This is a genomic window from Paenibacillus sp. FSL K6-1096 (assembly GCF_037977055.1).
In the GTDB taxonomy this organism is placed as follows: Bacteria; Bacillota; Bacilli; order Paenibacillales; family Paenibacillaceae; genus Paenibacillus_AQ.
Genome location: NZ_CP150274.1, coordinates 5,446,243 through 5,468,968, shown reverse-complemented (window position 1 = coordinate 5,468,968; position 22,726 = coordinate 5,446,243). Strand labels below are relative to the sequence as shown.

Below are 22,726 nucleotides of genomic sequence, written 5' to 3'. Positions count from 1 at the left end.
TTACATTTCAAGTGTCTGCTACAACCGGTCTTGCGTGTTAACCGATTTTTCTGCATGGGCAACCTGCACTTTATTGATGAGCTGCTTGTATCGCTCCTGATCAGCGGCAGAGGCCAGTGGCCGGAACTGCTCGAACAGACGGACGCAGCGGATCACACAGGCCACACTGCCCAGCGCGGCGGAAGCCTCCAGACTCTGGAACAGTGCCTGGAGCCCCTGCTCCGTCCGGTCCGTATCTAAATAATACACTGCCAGCTCGTAGAGCAGCTCCGGGAATCTGTCCGGAGTGTCCGTCCCCGCCGGGTCAGGGACCGGCTTTCCATGCCCGAAGGCAGCCTGCACCTGGGCAAGCTGCGGCTGGAACCGCACGATCAGCCCGTCCGCCTGCCAATGGAAGCGGTTGACGGCTTGGACTGCATGAAGCAGCCCGGCAATCAGCCCCAGCTCTTCACTGCCGATGTAACTCACATATTCCGCAAGCCGGTCCTGCTCCCCGCTCATCAGCCGGTACAGACAGGCCGAGACGGCCCCCCGTCTCCTGAACTGCTCTGTGATCTCCTGAACCTCAGCGGAGGTCTCGACAATCCAGCTCATGTCCGTATACTTGCCCACATACTCCATCGCCTGCCCGTAATCTCCCGCTTCCTCATATACCTTAGACTGCAGCCAGTACGCATACAGGATATAGAAGCAGAGTGGCCTCGGCGGCTCCTTCTGCTCCTTCTGCTTGCGGGCCCGGTGATATCTGATCCCGTACTGGATCGAAGCCTTATGATACAGCTGCTCGGCCAGCAGCCCCGCCTTCTCCAAGTGGCCGAGGGAGAAATAGATTCCGGCAAGCTGCTGCAGCGCCCCGAGCTGATCGGTCTCCTCCAGGCGCTCCACGAAATATTCGAACCGGGTAGCCGCGCGGAAGTCAGCCTCCGGGCTCTGCCCGGTCCGAATCGTGAACAGCCGGTACTGGCATAGAGCCAGGCGTTCCGAATGCTGGTATTTCTCGCTGTCGGCCACCCCTTCATAGAGGAGTGCCGCCGCCTGAAGCTTGCCCTGTCTGTAGAATTCCTCCGCCGTATCGAACAGCAGCGGGGCATATGTAACATTATCCATAATGATCTGAACCACCTGCCGGATGCACTCCAGCTTGTCCAGCTCCGCACAGCGCTGGAGGAAAGGCCCCAGACGCCGCCAGTCCGGCGTGGAATGAACGACACATTCATCTATATACAGCTCATAAAATGATCCTTCAGGAAGCCCCATTCCGGCGGTAATCCGGTCAAGCTGCTGCATGGCAATCGGACGGTTGCCATTAATAATGCTGCTGAGCGTTCCCGAATTCACACCGGAGATCCCTGCAAACTGATTAATCGTCCGGCCCTCATTTTTAAGAAAAGCAGCCAGTTCTGCCTGAATTGTAGACTTATGTTGCAACCCAATTCCGCCCCTCAAGAACCATATATTCTAGTAAAAATCCAGATATTCCTACATCATAAATCCCTTAATTAGACAGGTCAATCTGGATTGAACGGTTAAAAAATGGTTGACAAAGACGGAATAAATGTTATATATACCCATTTCATGCTTAAGTAATCAGCTTCGACTCCTCTACCTTCGCGGCGGTTCTGCGGATGATGCCCTCCAGCGGCTTGCGCAAAGTCAGACCCAGAAGCAGCGCCAGCAGACCGAACAGGATCAGCAGCAGCACATCACGAACCGCAATCTCGGGCAGCAGGCCGCCCACCGCCTCGCGGAGCAGGCTGATCGCATAGGTGAAGGGCATGAACGGATTCAGTGCCTGGAAGAAATGCCCGGTCGTGCTGACCGGAAAGGTGCCGCCCGAGCTGGAGAACTGCAGGACCATGAAGACAATGGCGATCCCTTTGCCGATGCTGCCGAAAACCGAGACCAGCGTGAAAATAACCGTGACGAATACTATGCTGATCAGCACAGCGGACAGAACGAACCACACCGGGTCGGCCACATAACCGCCCAGCAGGAAGATATTTCCTAGCACCGCCACCAATGCCTGCAGGATGCCGATCGTAAGAAAGGTGCCCAGACGCCCGAGATAGAGCTGATAGCCCCGGTAGCTTCGTCCTCCGGTATCTACACTGGTGCGCAGCAGCGAGACCATCAGCGTGCCTCCCACCCATAACGACAGCACCACATAAAAAGGCGTCATCGCTGAGCCGTAGTTGGGAATCGGATACAAGGTCTGCTGCTTCAGCACCACCGGATTCGCCAAAAAATCGCTCTGTCCCCGGATATCGCCGCTTAGCAGCTGGGCAATCTCCTCCAGGTTGGCCTCCTGTTTGATTCCGCGGAGCGTCTGTGCGCCGTGACGGACCGCAGTCATCAGCACAGGCAGATCGCTGTTCACCCAATCCGCCGCCTTATCCACCGCCTGCCCGGCCTCCGGCAAGCCGCCGCTAACAAGATCCGCCGCCTTGCGGAATTTCGCCTCGGCGGCCGGCAGCTCATTGCGGGCAAATTCGGCCGCTTCATGAATCTGCTCCCCGGTGCGGGGCAGGTCCGCGAGGATGCGCGGAAGCACCTGATTGATCAGGTGGTTCAGGTCCTCCCGCTTCTGCGCAATGCCTCCCGCTGCAGTCTGCACCGTCTGGCGGATCACGGGCAGTTCCTGCCGCACGGCCGCCATGCCGGACTCTGCGGACGCAACGGCCGCGCGCGCTTCATCCAGCACCGCGTCCAGCGCCTCCAGGCGCTGCGGAAGCTGCTGCAGCGCCCCGGCGGCCTGGCCTGCATCCGTGCTGAGCCGCTCCAGCGCCTGCTGCACGGCAGGCATCATCCCCGCGTTGTACCGCGGGATGAGCCGCTCCAGAGCCGCAGACGCCGCCGAAGCGTCTGCGGCCAGCTGCTGCAGGGCAGCCGCCCCGGCGGGCGGCGCGCCCTGCGCCAATGCCGCTGCACGCGCAGCCGCAGCGGCATACCCCTCCTGCGCGGCCTTCACCGCGCGCAGGTCCTCTGCACCCGCGGTCCCGGGTGCAATCGTGTTCACGGCGGCGAGCAGCTCCGCCGTGTGGGCAAGCCCCCGCTTGCGGCTGAGAGCCGTGCCGCCGCAAGCGGAAGCAGCCGCGCAGCCAGCGGCTGCAGGGACTCCGGCGGCGCTGCGTTCAGCTGCGCCGTCCACTGCACGGCGGCGTCCCCGGCCTGCTGCAGCAGATACAGATTCTGCTGCAGCACTTCAGGGACTGCCGAGAAGGCCGGGCCGCTGCTGGCCAGGAACTGCTGCAGCTCCGGCCCCAAGCGGCTGCCGGCGCTGCGCAGCCCGGCCGCCGGAAGGGCCTGGGCCGCCGCCTCCAGGACGGCCCGGGCCTGCGCCAGCCGTGCGGACATCCGGTCCAGCAAGGCGTCCACCTGCCCAAAGTCCGTATCCAGCCCGGTGACAAGCCGGGCGGCATCCTCAAGCCCCGGCAGGTGTTCCCGCAGCTGGTCCAGATGCGCGGCGGCAGCGGTAATATGCGGCCAGTAGCCGTCAATCGCTTCGGCCAGCTGTCCGGCCTGCTCCACCTCCGGCAGCTTTGCCGTCAGACCGGCAACCCGCCCGGCCGAGGAGGCGATCTCCGGCCAGTCCCGGCGGAGCTTCAGCACCAGCCGCCCCGCCTCTGCAAGCTTTGGCAGCTCCGCCTCCAGCCTGAACAATCCGGCCTCCACCCGGCGGATGACCGGCAGCTCGGACCTGAAATCCTCATCGATCTTCCGCAGGGCATCCAGAACCGTGCCGCTGAGCGTCTCGGTGAAATGCTCCGTAATTTGCGCGGTGATGCCGGAGGCCCCTTTGCCGGTGATTTTGGGGGCGATGGCATTCATTTTCTCATTCACCGTGTATTCGATCTCTGCCTTCTCCAGCTTCCCATTCAGAATTCCGGTCATCCGCCTGGAGAAATCCGCCGGGATCACAATGCTCGCATAGTATTCCTCCCGCCGCACCCCTGCCGCCGCCTCCTTCGTATCCGTAAAGCGCCACCCCAGCTGCTTATTGTTCTTCAGACTGCTCAGCACCTCAGAGCCGATATTGAACTGCTTCCCCTTCACCTCCGCCCCCTGGTCGAGACTCGCCACAGCAACAGCGATGCCTGAGGTATTGCTGTACGGGTCCCATACCGCCGCCACGTTCACCCAGTCATAGACAGAGGGCAGCAGGACCAGCGCGCAGATCAGCAGCAGGGCTACAGGATTTTTGAACAATCTTAGCCAGTCCCGCTTATAAATTTGCCAGATTCCTGTCAAGTCCAGCACCCTTTCCGCGTAAGTTGTATATGTTACTATGCCCCGGAATGAAGCTTTTTACGGAAAAACGGGCTAACGGAGGACAAATCATCATAGAGTAATTCATGGCCCGAAAATTATTTGCAACATTTCCGCAAAATCAACGTTTATTAGGGTACACACACGTTTGAGAATATTCCGGCAGGGTATATAGGTGTTGTAGACTCATGCTGCGAATATGATGCCAAGGGGGAAATTCATAATGTTAAAGCACAAAAATGTCTATCTGTTTCCTGTACTGGTCCTGCTATTCCTTTCCCTCGTGACGACGGCAAGCACAACCATGAAGACCGCAGATGCCCGGAGCACCGGCACCATTCAGCACCTGACCGTTTACATCCATGCCATTGATACCAATGGCGGCAAGACAACCCTCACCGGAGATGAGATCGAATGGTACGAGGGTGCGGCAGCCGATGCTGTTTTCGCTGAGCGGGAGCCTGAATCCGCAGCCGAGATCGGCGGTGCGCCTGACGGATATTACATTGTAAATGACAGCGACTCGCTGAATACCTATACTGTAGCTCCCGATGCCAAGGTAACTATGCAAATCTATGACCACACCGGCAAGCTGGAGGATCTCGATGTGAACTGGAACGAAGCGCTCACGCTGGAGCAGTTCATTCATGAATTTGCCAAAAAAGACGTCTTCGATCTAAGCCAATCCCCGTATCATCTGACGATTCAGGATGGCCAGGTCGTATCGATCGTGCAGCAGTACACTCCATAACCTTAACTTCCAGAAGCCACTGTTGTTGCCGCAGGCAGCAGCGGTGGCTTTTTTGTTGTTCGGGAATTGATGATTGATGTCTGCCTGGGATAATAGCCAGCTACGCTCCCCCTGTAATCCCAATGTAATCGAAAAACCGATCTCATTGCTCCGGGTGATGCCGTGCGGACCCAATGTAATCGAAAAACCGATCATATTATGCCGGATGGTGGTGTGCGGTCCCAATGTAATCGAAAAACCGTTCACATTACGCCGGGTGATGCTGTGCGGACCCAATGTAATCGAAAAACCGATCACATTACACCGGGTGATGCTGTGCGAACCCAATGTAATCGAAAAACCAATCACATTGCTCCGGGTGGTGCTGTGCGGACCGAATGTAATCGAAAAACCGATCACATTGCGCCAGCCCCCCTCTGATCCACCTGCCTAGCACGAAACATCCGCCTCCTTCCCCCACAAACTCCTTTTATTCCGTCCTGCAAACACCTTCCACAGCGAATCTAACCTTTTCACACATATTCAATCCTATCACTATTTACCGGTGATCCCTTTATCTATAAGCTTATACATAGGATGCATATTAGCATCGGCCCTACAGTACCTATAGGAAAGAGGATGAAAAAGTGACAATTACACCCCAGCCGCACCCAGCGGTCCCTGCACCAGACAAGCCGCTCTATCAGGATTACCGCCTGGACCAGGTCTCCATATCCGATCCTTATATCGTTAACGCCTTCGCCAGAGAAATCAATTATCTCACCAGCTATGACCCTGACCGCCTGCTCGCAGGCTTCCGCGAGAACCGGGGCTTGCCGCCGAAGGGCGAGAAATATCCCGGCTGGGAGAATACCGAGATCCGCGGCCATACGCTGGGCCATTATCTGTCGGCGCTGTCGCAGGCTTATGCCGCCACCCGGGGTGATGCGCTTGCGCTGAGACTGAAGTACCTGCTGGAAGAGCTGGCGCTGTGCCAGCATGAGAGCGGTTACTTGTCCGCCTTCGGCGAGCAGCTGTTCGACAACGTTGAGAATAAGCAGCCGGCCTGGGTGCCGTGGTACACGATGCACAAGATTATCGCCGGGCTGACGGCCGCGTATTCGGCTACGGGCAGCAAGACCGCTTATACTGTGGCGGACCGGCTCGGGGATTGGGTCTACCGCCGCACCTCCTCCTGGACGGAAGAGATCCATAAGCGCGTCTTAGCTGTTGAATATGGCGGAATGAATGACTGCCTCTATGAGCTGTACAAGCTAACCGGCAAAGCGGAGCATCTGAGCGCTGCCCACAGCTTCGATGAGCTGAGCTTGTTCACGCCTGTCCGTGAGGGCAGGGATATCCTCAAAGGCAAGCACGCCAACACCACCATACCGAAGTTCCTCGGCGCGCTGAACCGTTACCGGACGCTTGGGGAGAGTGAAGTCTTTTATCTGGAGGCAGCTAAGCAGTTCTGGGATATGGTAGTCTATCATCACAGCTACATCACCGGCGGCAACAGCGAATGGGAGCATTTCGGCGACCCGGATATGCTGGACCGGGAGCGGTCCAACTTCACGGCGGAGACCTGCAACACCTACAATATGCTCAAGCTGACCCGCGAGCTGTTCAAAATCACCGGGGAAGCCCGCTACGCCAACTTCTACGAGAACACGTACCTGAACGCGATTGTGTCGTCCCAGCATCCGCATACGGGGATGACGATGTATTTTCAGCCGATGGCGACGGGGTATTTCAAGGTGTACAGCTCCCCATTCGAGCATTTCTGGTGCTGCACCGGGACCGGCATGGAGAGCTTCACCAAGCTGAATGACAGCCTGTACTTCCATGATGCCGCCAGCATTGTGGTCAATCAGTATATAAGCTCGACCCTGGATTCTGAAGAGCACGGCCTGAGGCTGACACAGGCGGCTAATCTGCCGTATAGCGATACTATACAATTCACTGTGAAGACGCTGGAGCCTCAGATCACAGCCCTTGAGCTGAAGCTTCGTCTGCCGGACTGGCTGGCCGGTGAGCCGGAGCTGCTCTTAGACGGGGAGCCTGCGGGCGCCGCCGTGGACGCGGATTATCTGGTCATCCGCAGAGTGTGGGAAGACGGCGATACGTTCCAGCTCCGGCTGCCGATGAAGCTTACCTTCTTCAACCTGCCGGATGCCCGCCAGGTCGTGGCCTTCAAATACGGCCCGGTGGTGCTGAGCGCCGCTCTGGGACAGGATGATCTGTCCGTGTCGGCCACAGGTGTAGCGGTAAGTGTTCCGACCCGCAACATGCTGGTGAAGGACTTCATCACCACGCTGAACGAGAGCCCGGAGACCTGGCTGTCGCTGCTTCCGGACCGCATGGTACGGCTGCCGCAGGAGGAGCTGGCCTTCGCGCTGCGGGGAACCGATGAAGACGAACGGCTGATCTTCACTCCGCACTACAAGCAGCATCAGGAGCGGTACGGGCTGTACTGGCGGCTGGTGGAGGCCGATTCGGCCGAGCTGCAGGAGCATATCCTGCAAGGCAAGCTCCGGCAGCGTGTGGAGGATGCCACCCTGGACAGCCTGCCTGTCGGCAACGACCAGTATGAGCTGGAGCATGGCATCGGGGGCGAGAATACGTCGGTGGCTACATGGGACGGCTACAATATCCGCAAGGCAGAGCAGGGCGGCTGGTTCAGCTACCGGATGAAGGTGGCCCCGCGCACGGACAATTACCTCTCGGTCACCTATTTCTCGGGAAATAACGGCAGGGAGATTGCAATATACGTAGACGGTGAACAGATTGCCAGTGAAACACTGTATACCGATAAGCCGCGCAGCTTCTATGGCCGACAGTATCTGATCCCGGCTGGTATGGTCAGCGGCAAGACCGAAGTGGAGGTCCGGTTCGTGGTTCCGGGACGGGAGAACGGCATCTTCGATCTGCTGCGCATGATGACCGGCTATGATCACAGCGCAGGGCTAAGCCAGCTTACCTTCAGCGAAGGCAGGCTAACCACCTCCTTCAGCGGCGGAGTAACCGCCTATACCTTAACCGTTCCGCACAGCACGGACCATGTACAGATGAATGTGACGCCGGCCCACAAGAATGCCCTGGTCTATGTGGACGGAATTCTGATTGAGGACTCGCTCCCGCGCGGGATCAGGCTGGCGCAGAGCAGCACGGAGCTGAAGCTCACGGTGAAGGCAGAGGATCATCTCACGGCGCAGGAGTATGCGGTTACCATTGTGCAAGAGCAGTAATTCAACAGCAATATCTCAGGGTCATTCCGGGTGCAGCGTGCTGCATCCGGGGTGGCCTGTTGGCTGTGCGCTTTACTTCATCCATGGAATGCGGAATAATGAGAGCAACATGACATGAAGCCTGCCCGGCATGGAAGGAGACTACAGACATGACTGCATTCGAGCTGACGCTGGAGCAGCCGGTAACCCTGGAGATGACCGGAAAATTCGTTGCCCCCTCTGCGGAGTGGGTTCACTTAAGCCGGATTCTGCAGGACTATGAGCTGATCGTCATGACGGAGGGCGTGCTCTACCTGGCGGGTGACAACCAGAAGTTCACAGTCTCCAAGGGTGAATACCTGCTGCTTCCCCCGCTGACCCGGCAATACGGGTACAAGCCCTCGGATTGCAGCTTCTATTGGCTGCATTATCAGGCTGCGGACGGCAGCCTGGCGAAGACGAATCCTCCCCAGCCCGGCGGTGCAGAGGACCCGGTGATTCACCTGCCCCAATATGGAACCTTGCGCAATCTGGAGAAGATCATCGTCATGATGAAGCAATTGCAGGATTCGGTGCGGAGCTATAACCACACGGTCCTTAACAACTATATGTCCACGGTTATCCTGTGCGAGCTGTACAACCAGACCCGTAACGCCGGGGCCGATCCGTCCCGGAGAACGAAGCAGGAGCAGCTCTACAACGACATCGTGGACTATATTAAATGGAGCCGCAGCGAGCATATCAAGGTGTCGCAGATCGCCGCCTATTTCGGCTACAATGAGAAGTATCTCTCCCATCTGTTCACCGTCATCTCCGGGATCTCCCTGAAACAATATATTCTGCAGCAGAAGATGGAGCTGGCCAAGTTCCTGCTGACCGACACCAACCAGAATGTCAGTGAGGTCTCGCAGCAGCTCGGCTACAAGGATTGCCACAATTTCATGAAATCGTTCAAAAAAATCGTCGGCCTCACCCCTACCGAATTCCGCAACGCTTATGCGAAGCGGCTGCTGTTCTATAAATGAACCGGTGATCCGCAGGGACAGATGATGCAGGCAGCCGGTACCGCCAGTTTTCTCCACACACTTCCAGGCGTTTTTGTGCCGGAAGCAGGGTGTGGAGATTTTTTTATGGTCATAATGAACTTTCAGGGCAGTCCGGCACTCTTATCTGTGAAAGGGGTGAGCATATGAATATAAGCCGTCTTGTCAGAGCAGCACAGCGCGGCAACAAAGAGGCATTACTGGAACTTATTCTGGCTGAACAGGATGCTTATTATCGTCTCGCCTACAGTTATATGGGCAATGAGCATGATGCGATGGATGTCATGGAGGATATGATCGTCACCCTCTATGAGAAGGTTGGGCAACTCCAGAAGCGCGAGTCCTTCTACAGCTGGAGCAAGACCATTCTGGTCAACCGCTGCAAAACCGTCCTCCGCCGGCAGAACCGGTTCGAGCCGCTTGCGGCGGACGAAGCCCCCGAGCCTGCCATGGAGGCATGGACCGCGGCTAACCCGTACAGCAACACCGAGTCTGAAGCGGACCTGTCGGTCCTGCTCGCCCGGTTAAATCCCCGGCAGCGGGAGGCGATTGAGCTGCGTTATGTCCATGACCTGCCTTATCAGACTATTGCCGATATCACCGAAGCGCCGGTGGGCACCATCAAGTCCAGAATCTCACAAGGCCTGCAGAAACTAAAAGCTATGATCGGAGGTGACCGTTATGAGAACGATCGAGGAGAGATTACAGGAGCATCAGCAGACCATGACGCCGTCAGAACTTGAAGGAAGATTGCGGAAGGCGCTGGAGCAGGCTCCGGTCAGACGGAGATCACGGGCGGGACAAGCGCGGACCTGGATAGCTACAGCCGCCGCAGCCCTGCTGCTGACGGTGGGCGTTTATCAGTATCCGGCGCTGGCTTATTACGGCGGGAAGCTGTTTAACCAGACTGAGCTATATACGCTTGGATTCGCCGGTGTCGCGGAACATGGCTACGGACAAGCCGTTAACAAAAGTAAGACGCTGGAGAACGGGATTGTATTCACGATTAACGGACTGATTGCCGACGATAATGCACTGCTGATGTATTACAGCATTACCCCGCCGCCGGGAGAGGTGTTCGATGAGGAGCGTTCACCGCTGCCGTCACTTTATGCATTAGGCCGTATTACAGGATTCTTGACGAACTCTTCACCGACAGGAGGCGGCGGCAATTACAGCAAGGACAAAACCCGGTTTGATGGAATTTACAAATTCGAGCCGGTCAGTCCGTTCGCCAGAAATCTGACCCTTACTATATACAGCTATCAGGGCGAAGGCAAGCCTGCTGTGTCCAAGCTCTCCTTTAATTTTGACGCCAGTAAAGCCATGAAAAGCATCCTGGTCGCCGATATTCATCAAGCTGTTCCGGTGGATCAGGGAACCGTCTACTATGATACAATTACCGCTTCCCCTACCTCAACCATTGTGAAGGGACATTATGAGATGGATAACGGGGAGCATCCGCGATTCTCTGCTGTAACCAAGCTGTATGTTAATGGAACGGAAACGAATCACCTGTCCATGCGGTCGGGTGTCAATGAGAAAACAGGAGTAGCGGAGTTCCAGATTGAATATGATGTACTGCCAACAGACAAGCCGCAGCGTATGGAGCTGGTATTGGATAACTTTAGCGGCTACCAGAAGGTCGGGCAGCCGATCTCCCTGGCCTCCCCCTCGGACCGTTCTGTTCAAGTGGGCCAGGAGAAGCTCTGGATTCGCAGTGTCACCCGTACCAAGAGCGGCTATGATGTTGTGATTGCCGGCAAGCAATTCACGATACTGGACAAGGATAATTTAGCGGTTCAGGCTGGAGGAAAGACCGTACCTGTATCCTCTATCTCCGATTCAAGGCAATGGGACCTTAAGAACGGCAATATCCTGTGGGAGAGAACGTATTCCTTCCCGACAGACGAGCAGCCTCAATCCCTGCAAATGGACGGTTTCCACTATATCAAGTTCTATAGAGAAACCATTCAGGTCCCTGTAGGGGGCAAATAAAACATTAAAAGTCTTTAGCCCCACGCTGCTGGTGGGGCTAAAGACTTCAAGTTTATAGTTTTTTATCCGCTGATTACTGCAAATAAGCCTTGGCAATCGCAAGCAATTCCTCCTTGGCAACCCCCTTTGTAGCCTCAATATAATAGACGATGTGGTATTCGCTGCCGGGAATATTGTGAATGAACCGGATACCTTGACTTCCGCTTGAATATAAGGAATACAGCATTTCTACACCATCAACACTAATGGTCTCTGCCGACGATTCCTCAGGAAGATGGATCGTTAGTTTCTCATTCAATCGCATCGGCTGTACAAGAATGGTTTGCCCTTCTCCCTTATACGTGAGGATCATACTCCAGCCCTCTTTAGACACATTAAGCCTTTTCATAGCGTATCCTTCTTTAGAATTCCGGGCTTCTTGTGCCAATTGTGCGGTCAATGCAGCTTCATTCTGCTCTGTGAGCGGGTCCGAATTATACGTCAATGAACCTGTTGCAAAATCATATTTGTCCTGCAATGTATCCAAAATAAGCGCGCCGGACTGCTTCAGCTCACCGCGAAGTGAAGCTGCATCCGTGAACCCGAAGCCTGGGCCTTTCCTGATATAAAGCTCGCCTTCAGCATCATCTCCTGCCATATAGAAGGCTGCTGCTTGCCCCGGCTGCAGCAAGTCATAGGCCAGACCGTGTGCCTTCAAACTGCGCAGCTGCTTATCCTTCGTATTATCCGGAATTACTGACTTCTCGAATTTCTTTTCTTCATAGACCACATCCCCTTTGCCATTCGTCAATGTAATTAGCTGCGTAGCTGCAAAGGCCGATGAGGCTAACAATAAGGATGCCAATACCGCAAAAGTACTGAGCTTATATTTAGTAAAAAAAGGTACACGTTTATTCATTTGCTTATCCTCCAATAGGTTCATCACTGCTTTTGTTACATCTGCCTCAGGAACTTTGATGTTATGAAATATGGTTCTGAGGTCTTGATTGCGGTTGTCGTGATCCATCCGATCGCCCTCCTGGAATATGAGCATGATACTTTCTGAATTTGGCAGCCGTGCGTTCAAATTTCTTGCGGAGACTGCTGCTGTTTTGCTGCATAATTTCTGCAATTTCCTTATAATCCTTATCCTCCACACAGCGCAGAATCAGCAGACTTCGTTCCTCCGGTGTCAATTTGGACATCGCCCGCAGCACATGCTCATTGTAATAGGTATCCTCAATGGCTTGATCTACAGGCCGGTGATGTTCATCGCTCCGGTACAGGATCGGAAGATATTTGCTTAACCTTCGCTTGCGGATCATGTCGATACAGCAATTAGAGGCTATAGCGTACAACCAGGCTTCAAACGGCCTCTCCGGGTTGTATTGGTCCAGCTTGCGGAAGGTCTTAAGGAATACCTCCTGCGTACAGTCCTCCGCTTCTGTATATTGACCTAACATGTGGTAGCAATACGAGAAAATCCGCCTCTGATACCGTTGCATAATCTGTTCAAACCGGGCTGTATTGCCATTGAGGATATCCGGGATCATCTGCTGCAGGTCCAGGTCTATCTCATCCATTTTCTCACCCCTTCCCCTGAAGTCTCTTGTGACCTCTTTATATTCTGTACTACGCATGAGCCTTGTCCTGATGTGACACCGCCGCAAAATAACCCCACAAAGTGGAGCTTTAGCGTAGGTGATAACTCAGGTACTTTGCAGGGACCCCAAAACATATAAATTCTATCAAAAAAGAGGCAGCCCAGGACACAATCATTATCCCGGACTACCTCTATATCGGTTTAATTTCTATAAACTAATTAATGATCTGACCTGTCCCGGCCATCCTTCACCGGCACCCCGAAGTCCGGCGTCCCGTCTTCTTTCCAGTGCAGGCGCTGGGCCCGGGTATGGCGGTTCGGGTCATAGAGCGGATCTCCCTCGATCTCCTTATAATTGCGGGCGTGATAGATCAGCACATCCCGGCCGTGCTCATCCACCGTGAAGCTGTTATGCCCCGGGCCGTATTGCCCGTTCTCCTCACAGGTCTGGAAGACCGGCTCGGGATGCTTGGTCCAGGAGGCCGCGTCCAGCAGGTCGCTGTCCTCATCGGCAGTGAGCAGTCCCATACAATAATTATGGTCGGTGGCGCTGGCCGAGAAGGTCATGAAAATCCGCCCGCCCCGCTTCAGCACCGCAGCGCCTTCATTCACCTTGAAGCCGATCACCTCCCACGGATATTCGGGGGTAGCAATCATCGTCTGCGGACCGGTGAGCGTCCAGCCATTTGCCATGGCCGAGATATACAGGTTGGAGTTCCCGTCGATATCAGGGTCCTTTTGCGCCCATACATAATAGTGTATACCCTTATGCTCGAAGGTGGTGGCATCCAGGGCGAAGGATTCCCAAGCCGTCTTCATCTGGCCCTTCTCTGTCCACCGGCCTTCCAGCGGGTTCGCCGAAGCGTTCTCCAGCACATACATGCGGTGGTCGAACAGCCCCTCCTTCGTCTCCGTAGTCCGCGCGGCGGCGAAATAGATGTACCATTTGCCGTTTATATAATGAATTTCAGGTGCCCAGATGTTGGCGCTGAGCGGACCGCTCTCGTATTTGCGCCAGACGACCACCGGTTCAGCTTCGCTTAAGCCTTCTATACTTGTAGCTCTGCGCACTTCAATCCGGTCATATTCCGGCACAGAAGCCGTGAAATAATAATAGCCGTCAGTATGCTTGTATACCCATGGATCGGCGCGCTGCTCAATCAGCGGATTGTTATATTCTCTATTGGTACTCATTATGGTTTCTCCTTCTGTTTATGTACCCATTACCCCTTAACGCCGGAGATGGCTACAGATTCGATAATTTGCTTCTGGAACACCAGGAAGATGATCAGCATCGGCAGCAGGGCAATAATCGAAGCCGCCATAATCAGCGGATAATCCGTCTGAATCGCATAGGTCGCATTGAAGTTCGCGATAACTAGCTGCAGCGTCTGCTTCTCCGGCGAGTTCAGATAGATGATCGGCGCCAGATAATCATTCCAGATGCCCATGAACCACAGAATCAACTGCGCGGCAACCGCCGGCTTGATCAGCGGGAAGGTGATGGAGCTGTACAGGCGGAAGTATGAGCTTCCGTCGATTTTGGCCGCTTCTATGATAGCATTAGGTACACTGCTCAGATATTGCCGCAGGAAAAAGATCATCACGATATTCCCGAACAGCCCCGGAACAATCAGCGGCAGCAGTGAGTCAATCCAGCCCAGCTTCGAGAACATGAAGAATTGCGGAATCATCACCGCCGGATACGGAATCATCAGCGAGGACAGCAGCAGCAGGAAGATTTTATTTTTGCCGGGAAAACGCAATTTAGCAAAAGAAAACGCCGCCAGACTGGAGGTAAACGTCCCCACCACCGTCACTGTCACCGCGATGATCAGGCTGTTCCTGATCCCGCTCAGCAGCGGCCCCGCCTCCCAGATCTCTTTGTACTTATCGAAATGGAACGGGCTTGGAATCCACACCGGAGGCAAGGCGAAAACATCCTGCTTATCCTTGAACGAGGTGGACAGCATCCAGAGCAGCGGGCCGATCATGAACACTGCGCCAATGAATAATAAAACAAAAATAATACTATTGGTCATTCTTCTTCTGCTCGTCATCTTGTTCGTCTCCTCCCCTTCAGCTCAATCAACATCGAACGATTGCTTCTCGTTCATCCGGAATTGGATTAGAGTCACGACAAATATGAACACGCCGAGGAAGACGGCCATGGCTGAAGCATAACCCATCTGGAAATTGCCGAAGGCCTTCTGCCAGATGTAGAACACGACGGAGGCTGAAGCGTATTCCGGACCGCCGGTCGGAGTCATAATGTTCATCTCGGTAAAAATCTGTGATCCTCCAATAATATTGGTCACGATAATGAAGAAGGTTACCGGGCGCACCATCGGCCAGGTAATATTCCAGAAGGACTGGAAGCCGTTCGCCCCGTCCAGCTCGGCCGCTTCATAATAGGACCGGGACACACTCTGCAGCGCCGCCAGATAGAGCAGCATGGTATAGCCGAGGCCCTTCCAGACCGCCATAATAATCAGCGCCGGCTTGACGGTATATTTATTCGCCATCCAGTTCGGTCCGCTGATGCCCAGCAGATCGAGGAACTGGTTCACGAGACCGTAGTCCCCGTTGTAGGCCCAGTTCCACATAATCGATACAGCGGCCAGGGATGAAATGACCGGGACATAATAGATGACCCGGAAGGCGGTCGTGCCCGGCACGCCCCGGTTGAGTCCCAGCGCCAGCAGCAGCGCCAGCGTAATGCCGACCGGAATTCCGAGCATCATGAACAGCGTATTGAATAAGGCCTTGTGGAACAGCTCATCCGACAGCAGGTCTGTGAAGTTGCTCAGGCCGATCCAGTTCATCTGGCCGAGTCCGTCCCAATCCGTAAATGAGCCATAGATCGAGTAAATCATCGGATACAGTGTGAAGATCAGCAGCCCCAGCAGCGGAGGAAGGATGAACAGGAATCCGTAGATTTTCTCCTTGCGGTACAGATTGGACTTGGCGTTCATAGCGCTCACCTCAAATTCGCATTGTCAAAACAAAGTGATGCCCGCCCGTTGTTACAGGATACGGAGCATCACTTGTAATCTGCATAGGTACGGTGGATACAAGCTTACTTCTTGGACTTGGCCTCCTGCTCCACTGCCTTATCCAACAGCTTCTGCATCTTCGGCTGTTCCTCCTTCACATACTCCGCAGCGGTAATCTTGCCGTCCAGGACAGGCTGGATATCGGTGTAGAACAGGCTATACCATTCGGCATTGTAGGTGTAATGGCCTGGCAGCACCCGTCCGTATTCGTTCACGACCTGCAGGAACTCTTCCTTGTTCGCCGGCTTGGTGGTGGTATCAGCCGCCCATTCTGTCGCCATGTCAATCAGGTTCGGAATCTGCACCTTGGCCTGCACCAGCGCTTCCATGCCTTCCTTCGATGCGGTCAGGTAGTTAATCAGCTCAACAGCCTCATCCGGGTGCTTGGTCTTCGCCGAAGCGCCGATGCCGAGCGAGCCGGTCCAGGTTGCGCTCTTGCCGGTGGAGCCTGCCGGGTAAGGGATCAGGTCATACTCGAACGGCAGCTTCTCATACGTGCTCATATCCCATGGACCTACCGGGAAAAAGGCCATCTCGCCCTTCATCCAGCGCTGGTAGGTATCGAGTGTCTGGGCCTGCTCTGTGGAAGGAGTAATGCCGTATTTCAGCTGCATGTCAGCGAAGAATTGCAGGGCTTCGATGAAGTTCGGCTCATCAATCGTCACCTTGGTCTTGGTGGCATCCAGCCAGTCCGCACCGTTGCTCCAGACGAAGGCCGGCAGTGCCCACTGTACGTTGAAGCCTGCGCCGAACTGGTCCTTTTTGCCGTCTCCGTCCTTATCGATGGTGAGCTGCTGGGCGACCTTGATGAATTCATCCCACGTATACGGTTTATCATTGTCAGGCAGCGGCACCCCTGCCGCTTCAAACATCGTCTTGTTATAGCCGAGCGCGAACGGGCCTACGTCCTTCGGCATTCCGTACAGATTGCCTTGCCCGGCCATCGTTCCGTCATAACGGTACAGGTCGACGCCGTATTGCCAGATATTGTTCAGGTCAATGTTCGGGTTATTCTCTATGTAGCCGGTCAGATCGAGCAGAATCCCGCTGTTCACATAAGCCTTCAGGTCCCCTGATTCAAAATAGAACACATCCGGCACGCTGTTGCCTGTAATGGACGCCTTCAGCTTGGTTGCATACTGGTCAGCCGCCGTCACGACAATCTTCACCTTAACATTCGGATGATCAGCCTCAAACTGCTTCACAACACCTTCATAAGCCTTCTGTTCATCGGTTCCCCCGCGGAACATGAAGGTCAAGTTCTTGGTTTCCCCGGAATCCTTTTTATCTGTATTTGCCGCCGTCTCGCCCCCGCTATTGCTGCCGGACGATGCCTTGTCGTTCCCGCCGCCGCAGCCTGCAAGTATAACCGAGACCATCAGAACTAACGACAGCAGTGTGAACCAGCCCTTTTTCTTAAACATGTAACCCCTCCTAGGATTTGCTTAACATCAGAATGCTTCACATTCTTCTCAAATGATTGAGAAACAATTGAATGTATTCGCTTACAGGTATAAAATAGCATATATAAAAGGCCGTTGTAAATACAAAAGTTTGAATCTTTTTAATTAAATCAAAAATAAAAGAAGATTATTGACTTTTTTCATGATATAAAGTGCTTATTTTCACTTAATATTGACCTTATAATTTATTATTTATTAAAATAAATATTCGGTTTTTCATAAAAAATGTTCTGGTTTAACTGAATTATACAATTAAGTGAAGATTACTTCCCTTTTCCTGGCGATTAGTTTATAATTTTATAAAACAGTTTCCGATTAAGTAACCTACTGGAAGAAGGTACTCTAACTATGATTTATATCAAAGATCTGATGAGCGGAATCGACATCTTCAAGGCACTCAGCTCGGAAATCCGCATCCAGATTCTGGAGCTGCTGGCAACCAATCAGGCGCTGAACCTCAACGAGATTGCCAAACGGCTGAACCTCAGCAACGGGGCTATCACCATGCATATCAAGAAGCTGGAGGAGAGCGGCCTGATTGAGATTAATACTGCAGTGGGCAAGCACGGGATTCAGAAGGTCTGTTACCTGAACAAGGATAAGCTGATGGTCGATCTGCGCAGTAAGGATGTCGATAATCTGTATGAGGTCGAGATTCAGGTGGGCCATTACAGCAACTATCAGGCAGTGCCGACTTGCGGATTGGCTACCAAGGACAGCATTATCGGTGATTTCGACGAGCCGCGTTACTTCGCCGACCCGCAGCGGATTGATTCCGAGATTATCTGGATGGCCGAAGGCTTCCTGGAATACCGCATTCCCAATTACCTCAAAGCGAATCAGAGCTTCCGCGAGATCCAGTTCTCCATGGAGATCGGCTCGGAGGCTCCCGGGTACAACGACAATTACCCCTCTGATCTGTATTTCTATGTGAACGGGATCGAGATCGGCTCCTGGACCAGCCCCGGCGACTTCGGCGATACCCGCGGCACCTTCAATCCGGACTGGTGGCCGCCCCATCTCAATCAGTACGGGATGCTGAAGCTGATCCGCATCAACCATGAGGGCAGCTTCATCGACGGATGCCGCATCTCGGATATTACGCTGAATGACATTAAGCTGGATTACCGGAGCGAGCTGACCTTCCGCATCGCCGTCACCGACAAGCCGGTCAACAAGCGCGGCCTGACGATCTACGGCAAGCATTTCGGCAACTACAGCCAGGATCTGCTGGCGCGGGTGCTCTATAACGTGCATGAGGTGGAGGACCCCACCGGCCATGTGACTACGGCGGGAGCCGCAGACTGACCAGGCGGGTATAATTCGCGTGTCATTTAAACACACTAACGAATGTCTTTCAATCTACCGTGAGGGAGTGTTTCGTATGCGTGAAGGGATGATACCCGCCATACTGGGGACCGTAGTAACCGCTTCGAGTGCAGCTTTTCTGGGAAGCAGATATAAGGTGGCTGCAACCGGCATTCTTGGATTTGGTCTGGCGCATATTGTACTCGGCACCATCGATTTGTTCGAGCACCGGTAAGCAGCATTGGAAGATGACCGGGCCGTATCTGAGAGATACGGCCTGGTTTGCTGTGTCATGGACCCGCACACCGGCACCCTAGTGAACGCGCTCCCCCCGCAGCTGCACATTGTATGTTGTTTTCCACATACATCGGCAATGGACCCTACTAAATAACAACGCAAAAAGTCCCCACCCGATGGCAGGGACCTTCATTATCAAGAAATCTGCAGACGGACAGCGGCCGGAAGTCCAAATGCTCACCGGAGTGACGACTATGCTTCGGGACCGCACTTTAATAGCTCACTTCACCGCCACATAGAACAGCCGCTGCGCCGAGTCGTCCGCCTCGACCCATTCGAAATCCGCATAGACCGAGACCTCGCGGAATCCCGCTGCAAGCAGCTCCTGCTTCATCCATTCGGGGTCATACGCCCGCTGGGTGTGGATCTCTTCAAACCGGCGGTAGACGTCCTGGCGGCCCTCCTCGCGGGCGAAGATGGACAGGTGATGCTCAATCTCCCGGCGGGGCACATCCAGCTCACAGGTCCAGATATAGGAGATGTCCGGCTCATCCAGCACGAAGGGCTGCTCTTCCTCGTAGCGGATCAGGGTGTTCGGATGATGGACATCGAACAGGAAGGTTCCGCCCTCCTTCAATCCGGCATACGTAGAGGAGAAGACAGACCGGATGTCCGGCTCCTCCAGCACATAATTCAGGCAGTCACAGAAGGAGATGACAGCATCCACCGGCTCCGGCAGCTCCCATTCCTTCATGTTCTGCTGCACCCACTGCACGCTGCCCTCCCGCAGGAATCTGCGGCCCTGCGGCTGCTCCTCCAGCTTGCGCCGGGCAACCGACAGCATATCCGAAGACAGATCAATCCCGGTCATATGGTAGCCTGCCGCCGCCAGCGGAAGGGTCAGGCTGCCCGTCCCGCAGCCAAGCTCAGCTACGGTACGCGGCTTGCCGTACCTGCTCCAGGCCGTCTCCGCGAAGTCCAGCCAGGCCGGGTAAGGCATGTCCGCCATCAGTGCATCGTATACATAAGCAAATTTGCCATAGGAAGACACTGCTACACCGCTTTCTCTATACTATTGTTCGTCCGCATCCGCTTCAGGGGCAGGACTGTCCCCTTCCCGGTTCGCCAGATAGGTCCAGTTCTCCTTCTGGACGATCAGCCCTTCCTTCATCAGCTTGCCCAGCGCGCGCTTGAAGGCGGACTTGCTGATGCCGAAGCGCTGCTTGATGATGTCAGGCGGCGTAGCATCCGAATACGGCATCCCGCCGCCCGGGCGGGAGTTCAGGAATTCCAGCAGCGCGGCCGAATCGACATCCCGGCCGACCTCCTTGCGCTGGCCCATGCTGAGGTTCACGCGGCCATCCTCGCGGATATGCGTAATCCGCGCCTCGAACACTTCACCGAGGCGCAGCAGGCGGCTGCGCTCGGAGGAATGAACCATGCCGATGATGCCAAAGCCCAGCACGCCGGCATCGACAAGAACGAAGGTCCCCATCTGCAATGGCTTGTACACCCGCGCTGTAACCGTCTGTCCCTGCCAGGAGGCGGGGGCAGGCACCGCAAGCGGCGCCAGCTCCTGCTCGCCGGCCAGCTTGGCCCGCAGGCGGCCTTGCTTGTCATGCTCCATGATAACGAATACCTTGTCGCCAATCTGCGGCCGCAGCTCTACCAGCTCAGGCAGCTCGCCAAGCGGGAGCAGCAACTGGCGGCCCAGCCCCATCTCCAGGAAGCAGCCCAGACGCGGATGGATATCGGCCACTTCCAGCAGGGCCATCTCGCCGAGGGTCAGATAAGGCTTTTTCATTGTCGCCGCAGGACGGTCCTCCGTATCGAAGAAGATGAAGACCTCCACCTTGTCGCCGATCTTCGGCTTGCTGCCCACCAGCTCGGTGTAATGAAGCATGATATCCTCATCGCCTGCGCCCAGGAAGTATCCGTACGGGGACACCTCGCGCATGACCTCAAGCGTTACCGTAGTTCCAGCAATCAGACTCATACTGTCTCCACAACCTTCGCATCCGACCACAGACGCTCAATGTTGTAATATTCGCGTTCATCGCGGTGGAAGACATGGACAATCACATCGCCCAGGTCCATCAGTACCCAGCGCGCCGCGTCCATTCCCTCGATGCCTTTAATGGTCCCGCCCGCTTCATGGACGACCTTGCGAACCTCGGTGACAATCGCCTGCACCTGGGTGTCGGAATTACCATGGCAGATAATAAAGTAATCGGAGATCGGCGACACGCTGCGCAGATCCAGGGCTACCACGTTCATTGCTTTTTTATCCTGGACGGCGTTCAGGGCCAGCTCCAGCAGCTTGCTTGAATTCACACTCATATTTTATCCTCCAATGTTCTTACTAGATCGTTGCGGGCCAGCACGGTAAGAGGGAACACAATCCGGCGCTTCTCCAGCAGCAGGCTGATCGTGGAATCGAATCCGGCAATCAGCCCTTCCTCCAGACTGGACTCCGCCAGCCTGCGGATTTCGTTCACTCCGGGAAAATCGCGCCCAGGCTCGATATAATCAGCCAGACAGACGATTTTGTCCAACAGGGTCATGTTCTCCCGCCCAGAGGTATGATAGCGGATCGCGTCCAGTACCTCAGCATCATGGATACCATAATCATGCTCAGCGACAAAAGCGCCAACCTCGGCGTGCCACAGCTGCTTGTCGTACCGGAGCAGCTCAGCGGACAGCCCATTCTGCTCAATGACCTCGCGCATCCGTTCCACGGGCCAGTACTTGGCCACATCATGCAGAATCGCCGCCGTCTCGGCACGGGCCGGGTCAGCACCATAGCGCTGCGCCAGCTCCACAGAGGATGCCATGACACCCAGGGTATGCTTCCAGCGTTTGTCCGGCATCTGGCCGGAGACCTGCTCAATCAGCGCTTCGCGGCTGTACTCCATACAATCCACTCCTCTGAACATAATCATACACAGCATCCGGCACCATATAACGGATCGACTTGCCCTCCGCAGCGCGCGCCCTTAGCATTGTGGAGGAGATATCCACCAGCGGCATATCCGCCAGCAGCACCCTTCCGGCAATGAAATCAGGCAGCAGCCCGAGATCAAGCGGTGTTCCCGGACGGCCGACCCCGATGAAGACCAGCCGCTTCACCAGCTCCTCGATGCCCTGCCACTTGGGCAAATACTGTACCATATCTGCACCCACGATGAAAAAGAATTCATGCTGCGGGTACTCCTCCTGCAGGCCTATAATCGTCTCCAGAGTATAGGATACCCCGCCTCTGACGATTTCCCAGTCGAGAATGCCAAAGGACGGGTGGTTCTTCACCGCCTCCCGCACCATGGACAGCCGTTCTTCGCCTGTGGCCCCGGCCTCATGCTTGTGCGGCGGAATATGCGAAGGCATGAACCAGACCTCCTGCAATCCATAGCTCTCGCGGGCCGTCTCTGCGGCCATCATATGTCCGATATGCAGAGGATCGAAGGTCCCTCCCATGATTCCTACTTTCAAGGCGTTTACCTCCTAGCGGGGAAGCTCAATCGTTTTGTTGTCGCGGGATTCCTTATACAGCACGATGGTCTTGCCGATCACCTGCACCAGCTCGGAGCCTGACTGCTCCGCAAGCGCAGCCCCGATCTCCTTGGGATCATCCGCATTATTGTTCAGCACGCTGATCTTCATCAGCTCGCGCTTCTCAATCGCCTCTTCGATGTGGCGGATCAGATGATCGTTGACGCCGCCTTTGCCGACCTGAAAGACAGGGTCAAGATGATGAGCCAGCGAGCGTAAATAGCGTTTTTGTTTACCTGTTAACATAAATAGAAAAACTCCTTAATT

General features: G+C 55.0%; 23 protein-coding genes. 7 read left to right on the top strand and 16 right to left on the bottom strand.

From position 1 onward, the window contains the following. Positions 1–18: 18 nt before the first annotated feature. The 3 genes from MHI24_RS24280 to MHI24_RS24270 form a co-directional block, all read right to left on the bottom strand. Complete coding sequence (locus MHI24_RS24280; RefSeq protein ID WP_340022083.1) at positions 19–1,428, bottom strand: helix-turn-helix transcriptional regulator; 1,410 nt, start codon at positions 1,426–1,428, stop codon at positions 19–21. A 151-nt stretch (positions 1,429–1,579) separates the two neighbouring features. Then, on the bottom strand, positions 1,580–2,353 hold the full coding sequence (locus MHI24_RS24275) for a YhgE/Pip domain-containing protein (RefSeq protein ID WP_340026771.1): 774 nt from the start codon (positions 2,351–2,353) through the stop codon (positions 1,580–1,582). Positions 2,354–3,012: 659 nt separating this feature from the next. Then, positions 3,013–4,248 carry a YhgE/Pip domain-containing protein gene (locus MHI24_RS24270; RefSeq protein WP_340022082.1) on the bottom strand — a complete coding sequence of 412 codons (1,236 nt, stop codon included), beginning with the start codon at positions 4,246–4,248 and terminating at the stop codon, positions 3,013–3,015. A 241-nt stretch (positions 4,249–4,489) separates the two neighbouring features. On the opposite strand from MHI24_RS24270, the gene MHI24_RS24265 reads away from it, so the two are divergent. After that, entirely contained in the window at positions 4,490–5,017 is a 528-nt protein-coding gene (locus MHI24_RS24265; protein WP_340022080.1) for a hypothetical protein, read from the top strand. Here MHI24_RS24265 and MHI24_RS24260 read toward each other — a convergent pair. Further along, entirely contained in the window at positions 4,943–5,416 is a 474-nt protein-coding gene (locus MHI24_RS24260) for a hypothetical protein (RefSeq protein WP_340022078.1), read from the bottom strand. The two genes, MHI24_RS24265 and MHI24_RS24260, sit on opposite strands and share 75 nt — an antisense overlap. A gap of 227 nt (positions 5,417–5,643) precedes the next feature. Between MHI24_RS24260 and MHI24_RS24255 the strand changes: the two genes are divergently transcribed. The 4 genes from MHI24_RS24255 (at position 5,644) to MHI24_RS24240 (ending at position 11,264) form a co-directional block, all read left to right on the top strand. Beyond that, positions 5,644–8,244: a beta-L-arabinofuranosidase domain-containing protein gene (locus MHI24_RS24255; RefSeq protein WP_340022077.1), complete on the top strand. Its 2,601-nt coding sequence runs from the start codon at positions 5,644–5,646 to the stop codon at positions 8,242–8,244. Between the two features lie 149 nt (positions 8,245–8,393). Next, positions 8,394–9,248, top strand: a complete 855-nt coding sequence (locus MHI24_RS24250; RefSeq protein ID WP_340022076.1) for an AraC family transcriptional regulator — start codon at positions 8,394–8,396, stop codon at positions 9,246–9,248. 164 nt (positions 9,249–9,412) lie between these two features. Beyond that, positions 9,413–10,009, top strand: coding sequence for a sigma-70 family RNA polymerase sigma factor (locus MHI24_RS24245; protein ID WP_340022075.1), 597 nt, complete (start codon positions 9,413–9,415; stop codon positions 10,007–10,009). After that, positions 9,948–11,264 (top strand): DUF4179 domain-containing protein, encoded by a 1,317-nt coding sequence (locus MHI24_RS24240; RefSeq protein WP_340022074.1) that lies wholly within the window; start codon positions 9,948–9,950, stop codon positions 11,262–11,264. The genes MHI24_RS24245 and MHI24_RS24240 overlap by 62 nt, the downstream gene beginning before the upstream one ends. Before the next feature lie 73 nt (positions 11,265–11,337). Here MHI24_RS24240 and MHI24_RS24235 read toward each other — a convergent pair whose 3' ends face one another. From MHI24_RS24235 to MHI24_RS24210, 6 genes are all read right to left on the bottom strand, one after another. After that, a complete protein-coding gene (locus MHI24_RS24235) occupies positions 11,338–12,270 on the bottom strand; it encodes a hypothetical protein (protein WP_340022073.1) in 933 nt (310 codons plus the stop codon). Next, positions 12,224–12,826 (bottom strand): RNA polymerase sigma factor, encoded by a 603-nt coding sequence (locus tag MHI24_RS24230; protein WP_340022072.1) that lies wholly within the window; start codon positions 12,824–12,826, stop codon positions 12,224–12,226. The genes MHI24_RS24235 and MHI24_RS24230 overlap by 47 nt, the downstream gene beginning before the upstream one ends. A gap of 239 nt (positions 12,827–13,065) precedes the next feature. Beyond that, positions 13,066–14,040 carry a family 43 glycosylhydrolase gene (locus MHI24_RS24225; protein ID WP_340022071.1) on the bottom strand — a complete coding sequence of 325 codons (975 nt, stop codon included), beginning with the start codon at positions 14,038–14,040 and terminating at the stop codon, positions 13,066–13,068. Between the two features lie 29 nt (positions 14,041–14,069). Further along, a complete protein-coding gene (locus MHI24_RS24220; RefSeq protein WP_340022070.1) occupies positions 14,070–14,906 on the bottom strand; it encodes a carbohydrate ABC transporter permease in 837 nt (278 codons plus the stop codon). A gap of 24 nt (positions 14,907–14,930) precedes the next feature. Further along, a complete protein-coding gene (locus MHI24_RS24215; protein ID WP_340022069.1) occupies positions 14,931–15,821 on the bottom strand; it encodes a sugar ABC transporter permease in 891 nt (296 codons plus the stop codon). A gap of 104 nt (positions 15,822–15,925) precedes the next feature. Further along, positions 15,926–17,326 carry a sugar ABC transporter substrate-binding protein gene (locus tag MHI24_RS24210; RefSeq protein WP_340022068.1) on the bottom strand — a complete coding sequence of 467 codons (1,401 nt, stop codon included), beginning with the start codon at positions 17,324–17,326 and terminating at the stop codon, positions 15,926–15,928. A 387-nt stretch (positions 17,327–17,713) separates the two neighbouring features. Between MHI24_RS24210 and MHI24_RS24205 the strand changes: the two genes are divergently transcribed. Beyond that, positions 17,714–18,673 carry a winged helix-turn-helix transcriptional regulator gene (locus MHI24_RS24205; RefSeq protein ID WP_340022067.1) on the top strand — a complete coding sequence of 320 codons (960 nt, stop codon included), beginning with the start codon at positions 17,714–17,716 and terminating at the stop codon, positions 18,671–18,673. Positions 18,674–18,749: 76 nt separating this feature from the next. Next, positions 18,750–18,908 (top strand): asparagine synthase, encoded by a 159-nt coding sequence (locus MHI24_RS24200; protein ID WP_238655303.1) that lies wholly within the window; start codon positions 18,750–18,752, stop codon positions 18,906–18,908. A 282-nt stretch (positions 18,909–19,190) separates the two neighbouring features. Here the strand turns inward: MHI24_RS24200 and MHI24_RS24195 are convergent, their stop codons facing one another. Genes MHI24_RS24195 through yhbY form a run of 6 tightly spaced genes read right to left on the bottom strand, consistent with a single transcriptional unit; the run spans position 19,191 to position 22,705 of the window. Beyond that, positions 19,191–19,961 (bottom strand): class I SAM-dependent methyltransferase, encoded by a 771-nt coding sequence (locus MHI24_RS24195; protein ID WP_340022066.1) that lies wholly within the window; start codon positions 19,959–19,961, stop codon positions 19,191–19,193. A gap of 21 nt (positions 19,962–19,982) precedes the next feature. Beyond that, positions 19,983–20,906 carry a S1-like domain-containing RNA-binding protein gene (locus MHI24_RS24190; RefSeq protein WP_340022065.1) on the bottom strand — a complete coding sequence of 308 codons (924 nt, stop codon included), beginning with the start codon at positions 20,904–20,906 and terminating at the stop codon, positions 19,983–19,985. Further along, positions 20,903–21,250, bottom strand: coding sequence for a ribosome silencing factor (gene rsfS / locus MHI24_RS24185; RefSeq protein WP_340022064.1), 348 nt, complete (start codon positions 21,248–21,250; stop codon positions 20,903–20,905). The genes MHI24_RS24190 and rsfS overlap by 4 nt, the downstream gene beginning before the upstream one ends. Beyond that, the gene (yqeK, locus tag MHI24_RS24180; RefSeq protein ID WP_340022063.1) at positions 21,247–21,825 is read right to left on the bottom strand and encodes a bis(5'-nucleosyl)-tetraphosphatase (symmetrical) YqeK; all 579 of its coding nucleotides are present in this window, start codon (positions 21,823–21,825) and stop codon (positions 21,247–21,249) included. The genes rsfS and yqeK overlap by 4 nt, the downstream gene beginning before the upstream one ends. Further along, positions 21,797–22,399: a nicotinate-nucleotide adenylyltransferase gene (locus tag MHI24_RS24175; RefSeq protein ID WP_340022062.1), complete on the bottom strand. Its 603-nt coding sequence runs from the start codon at positions 22,397–22,399 to the stop codon at positions 21,797–21,799. Before MHI24_RS24175 ends, yqeK begins: the two co-directional genes overlap by 29 nt. 12 nt (positions 22,400–22,411) lie before the next feature. Further along, the gene (gene yhbY / locus MHI24_RS24170) at positions 22,412–22,705 is read right to left on the bottom strand and encodes a ribosome assembly RNA-binding protein YhbY (protein ID WP_238655297.1); all 294 of its coding nucleotides are present in this window, start codon (positions 22,703–22,705) and stop codon (positions 22,412–22,414) included. Positions 22,706–22,726 lie beyond the last annotated feature (21 nt).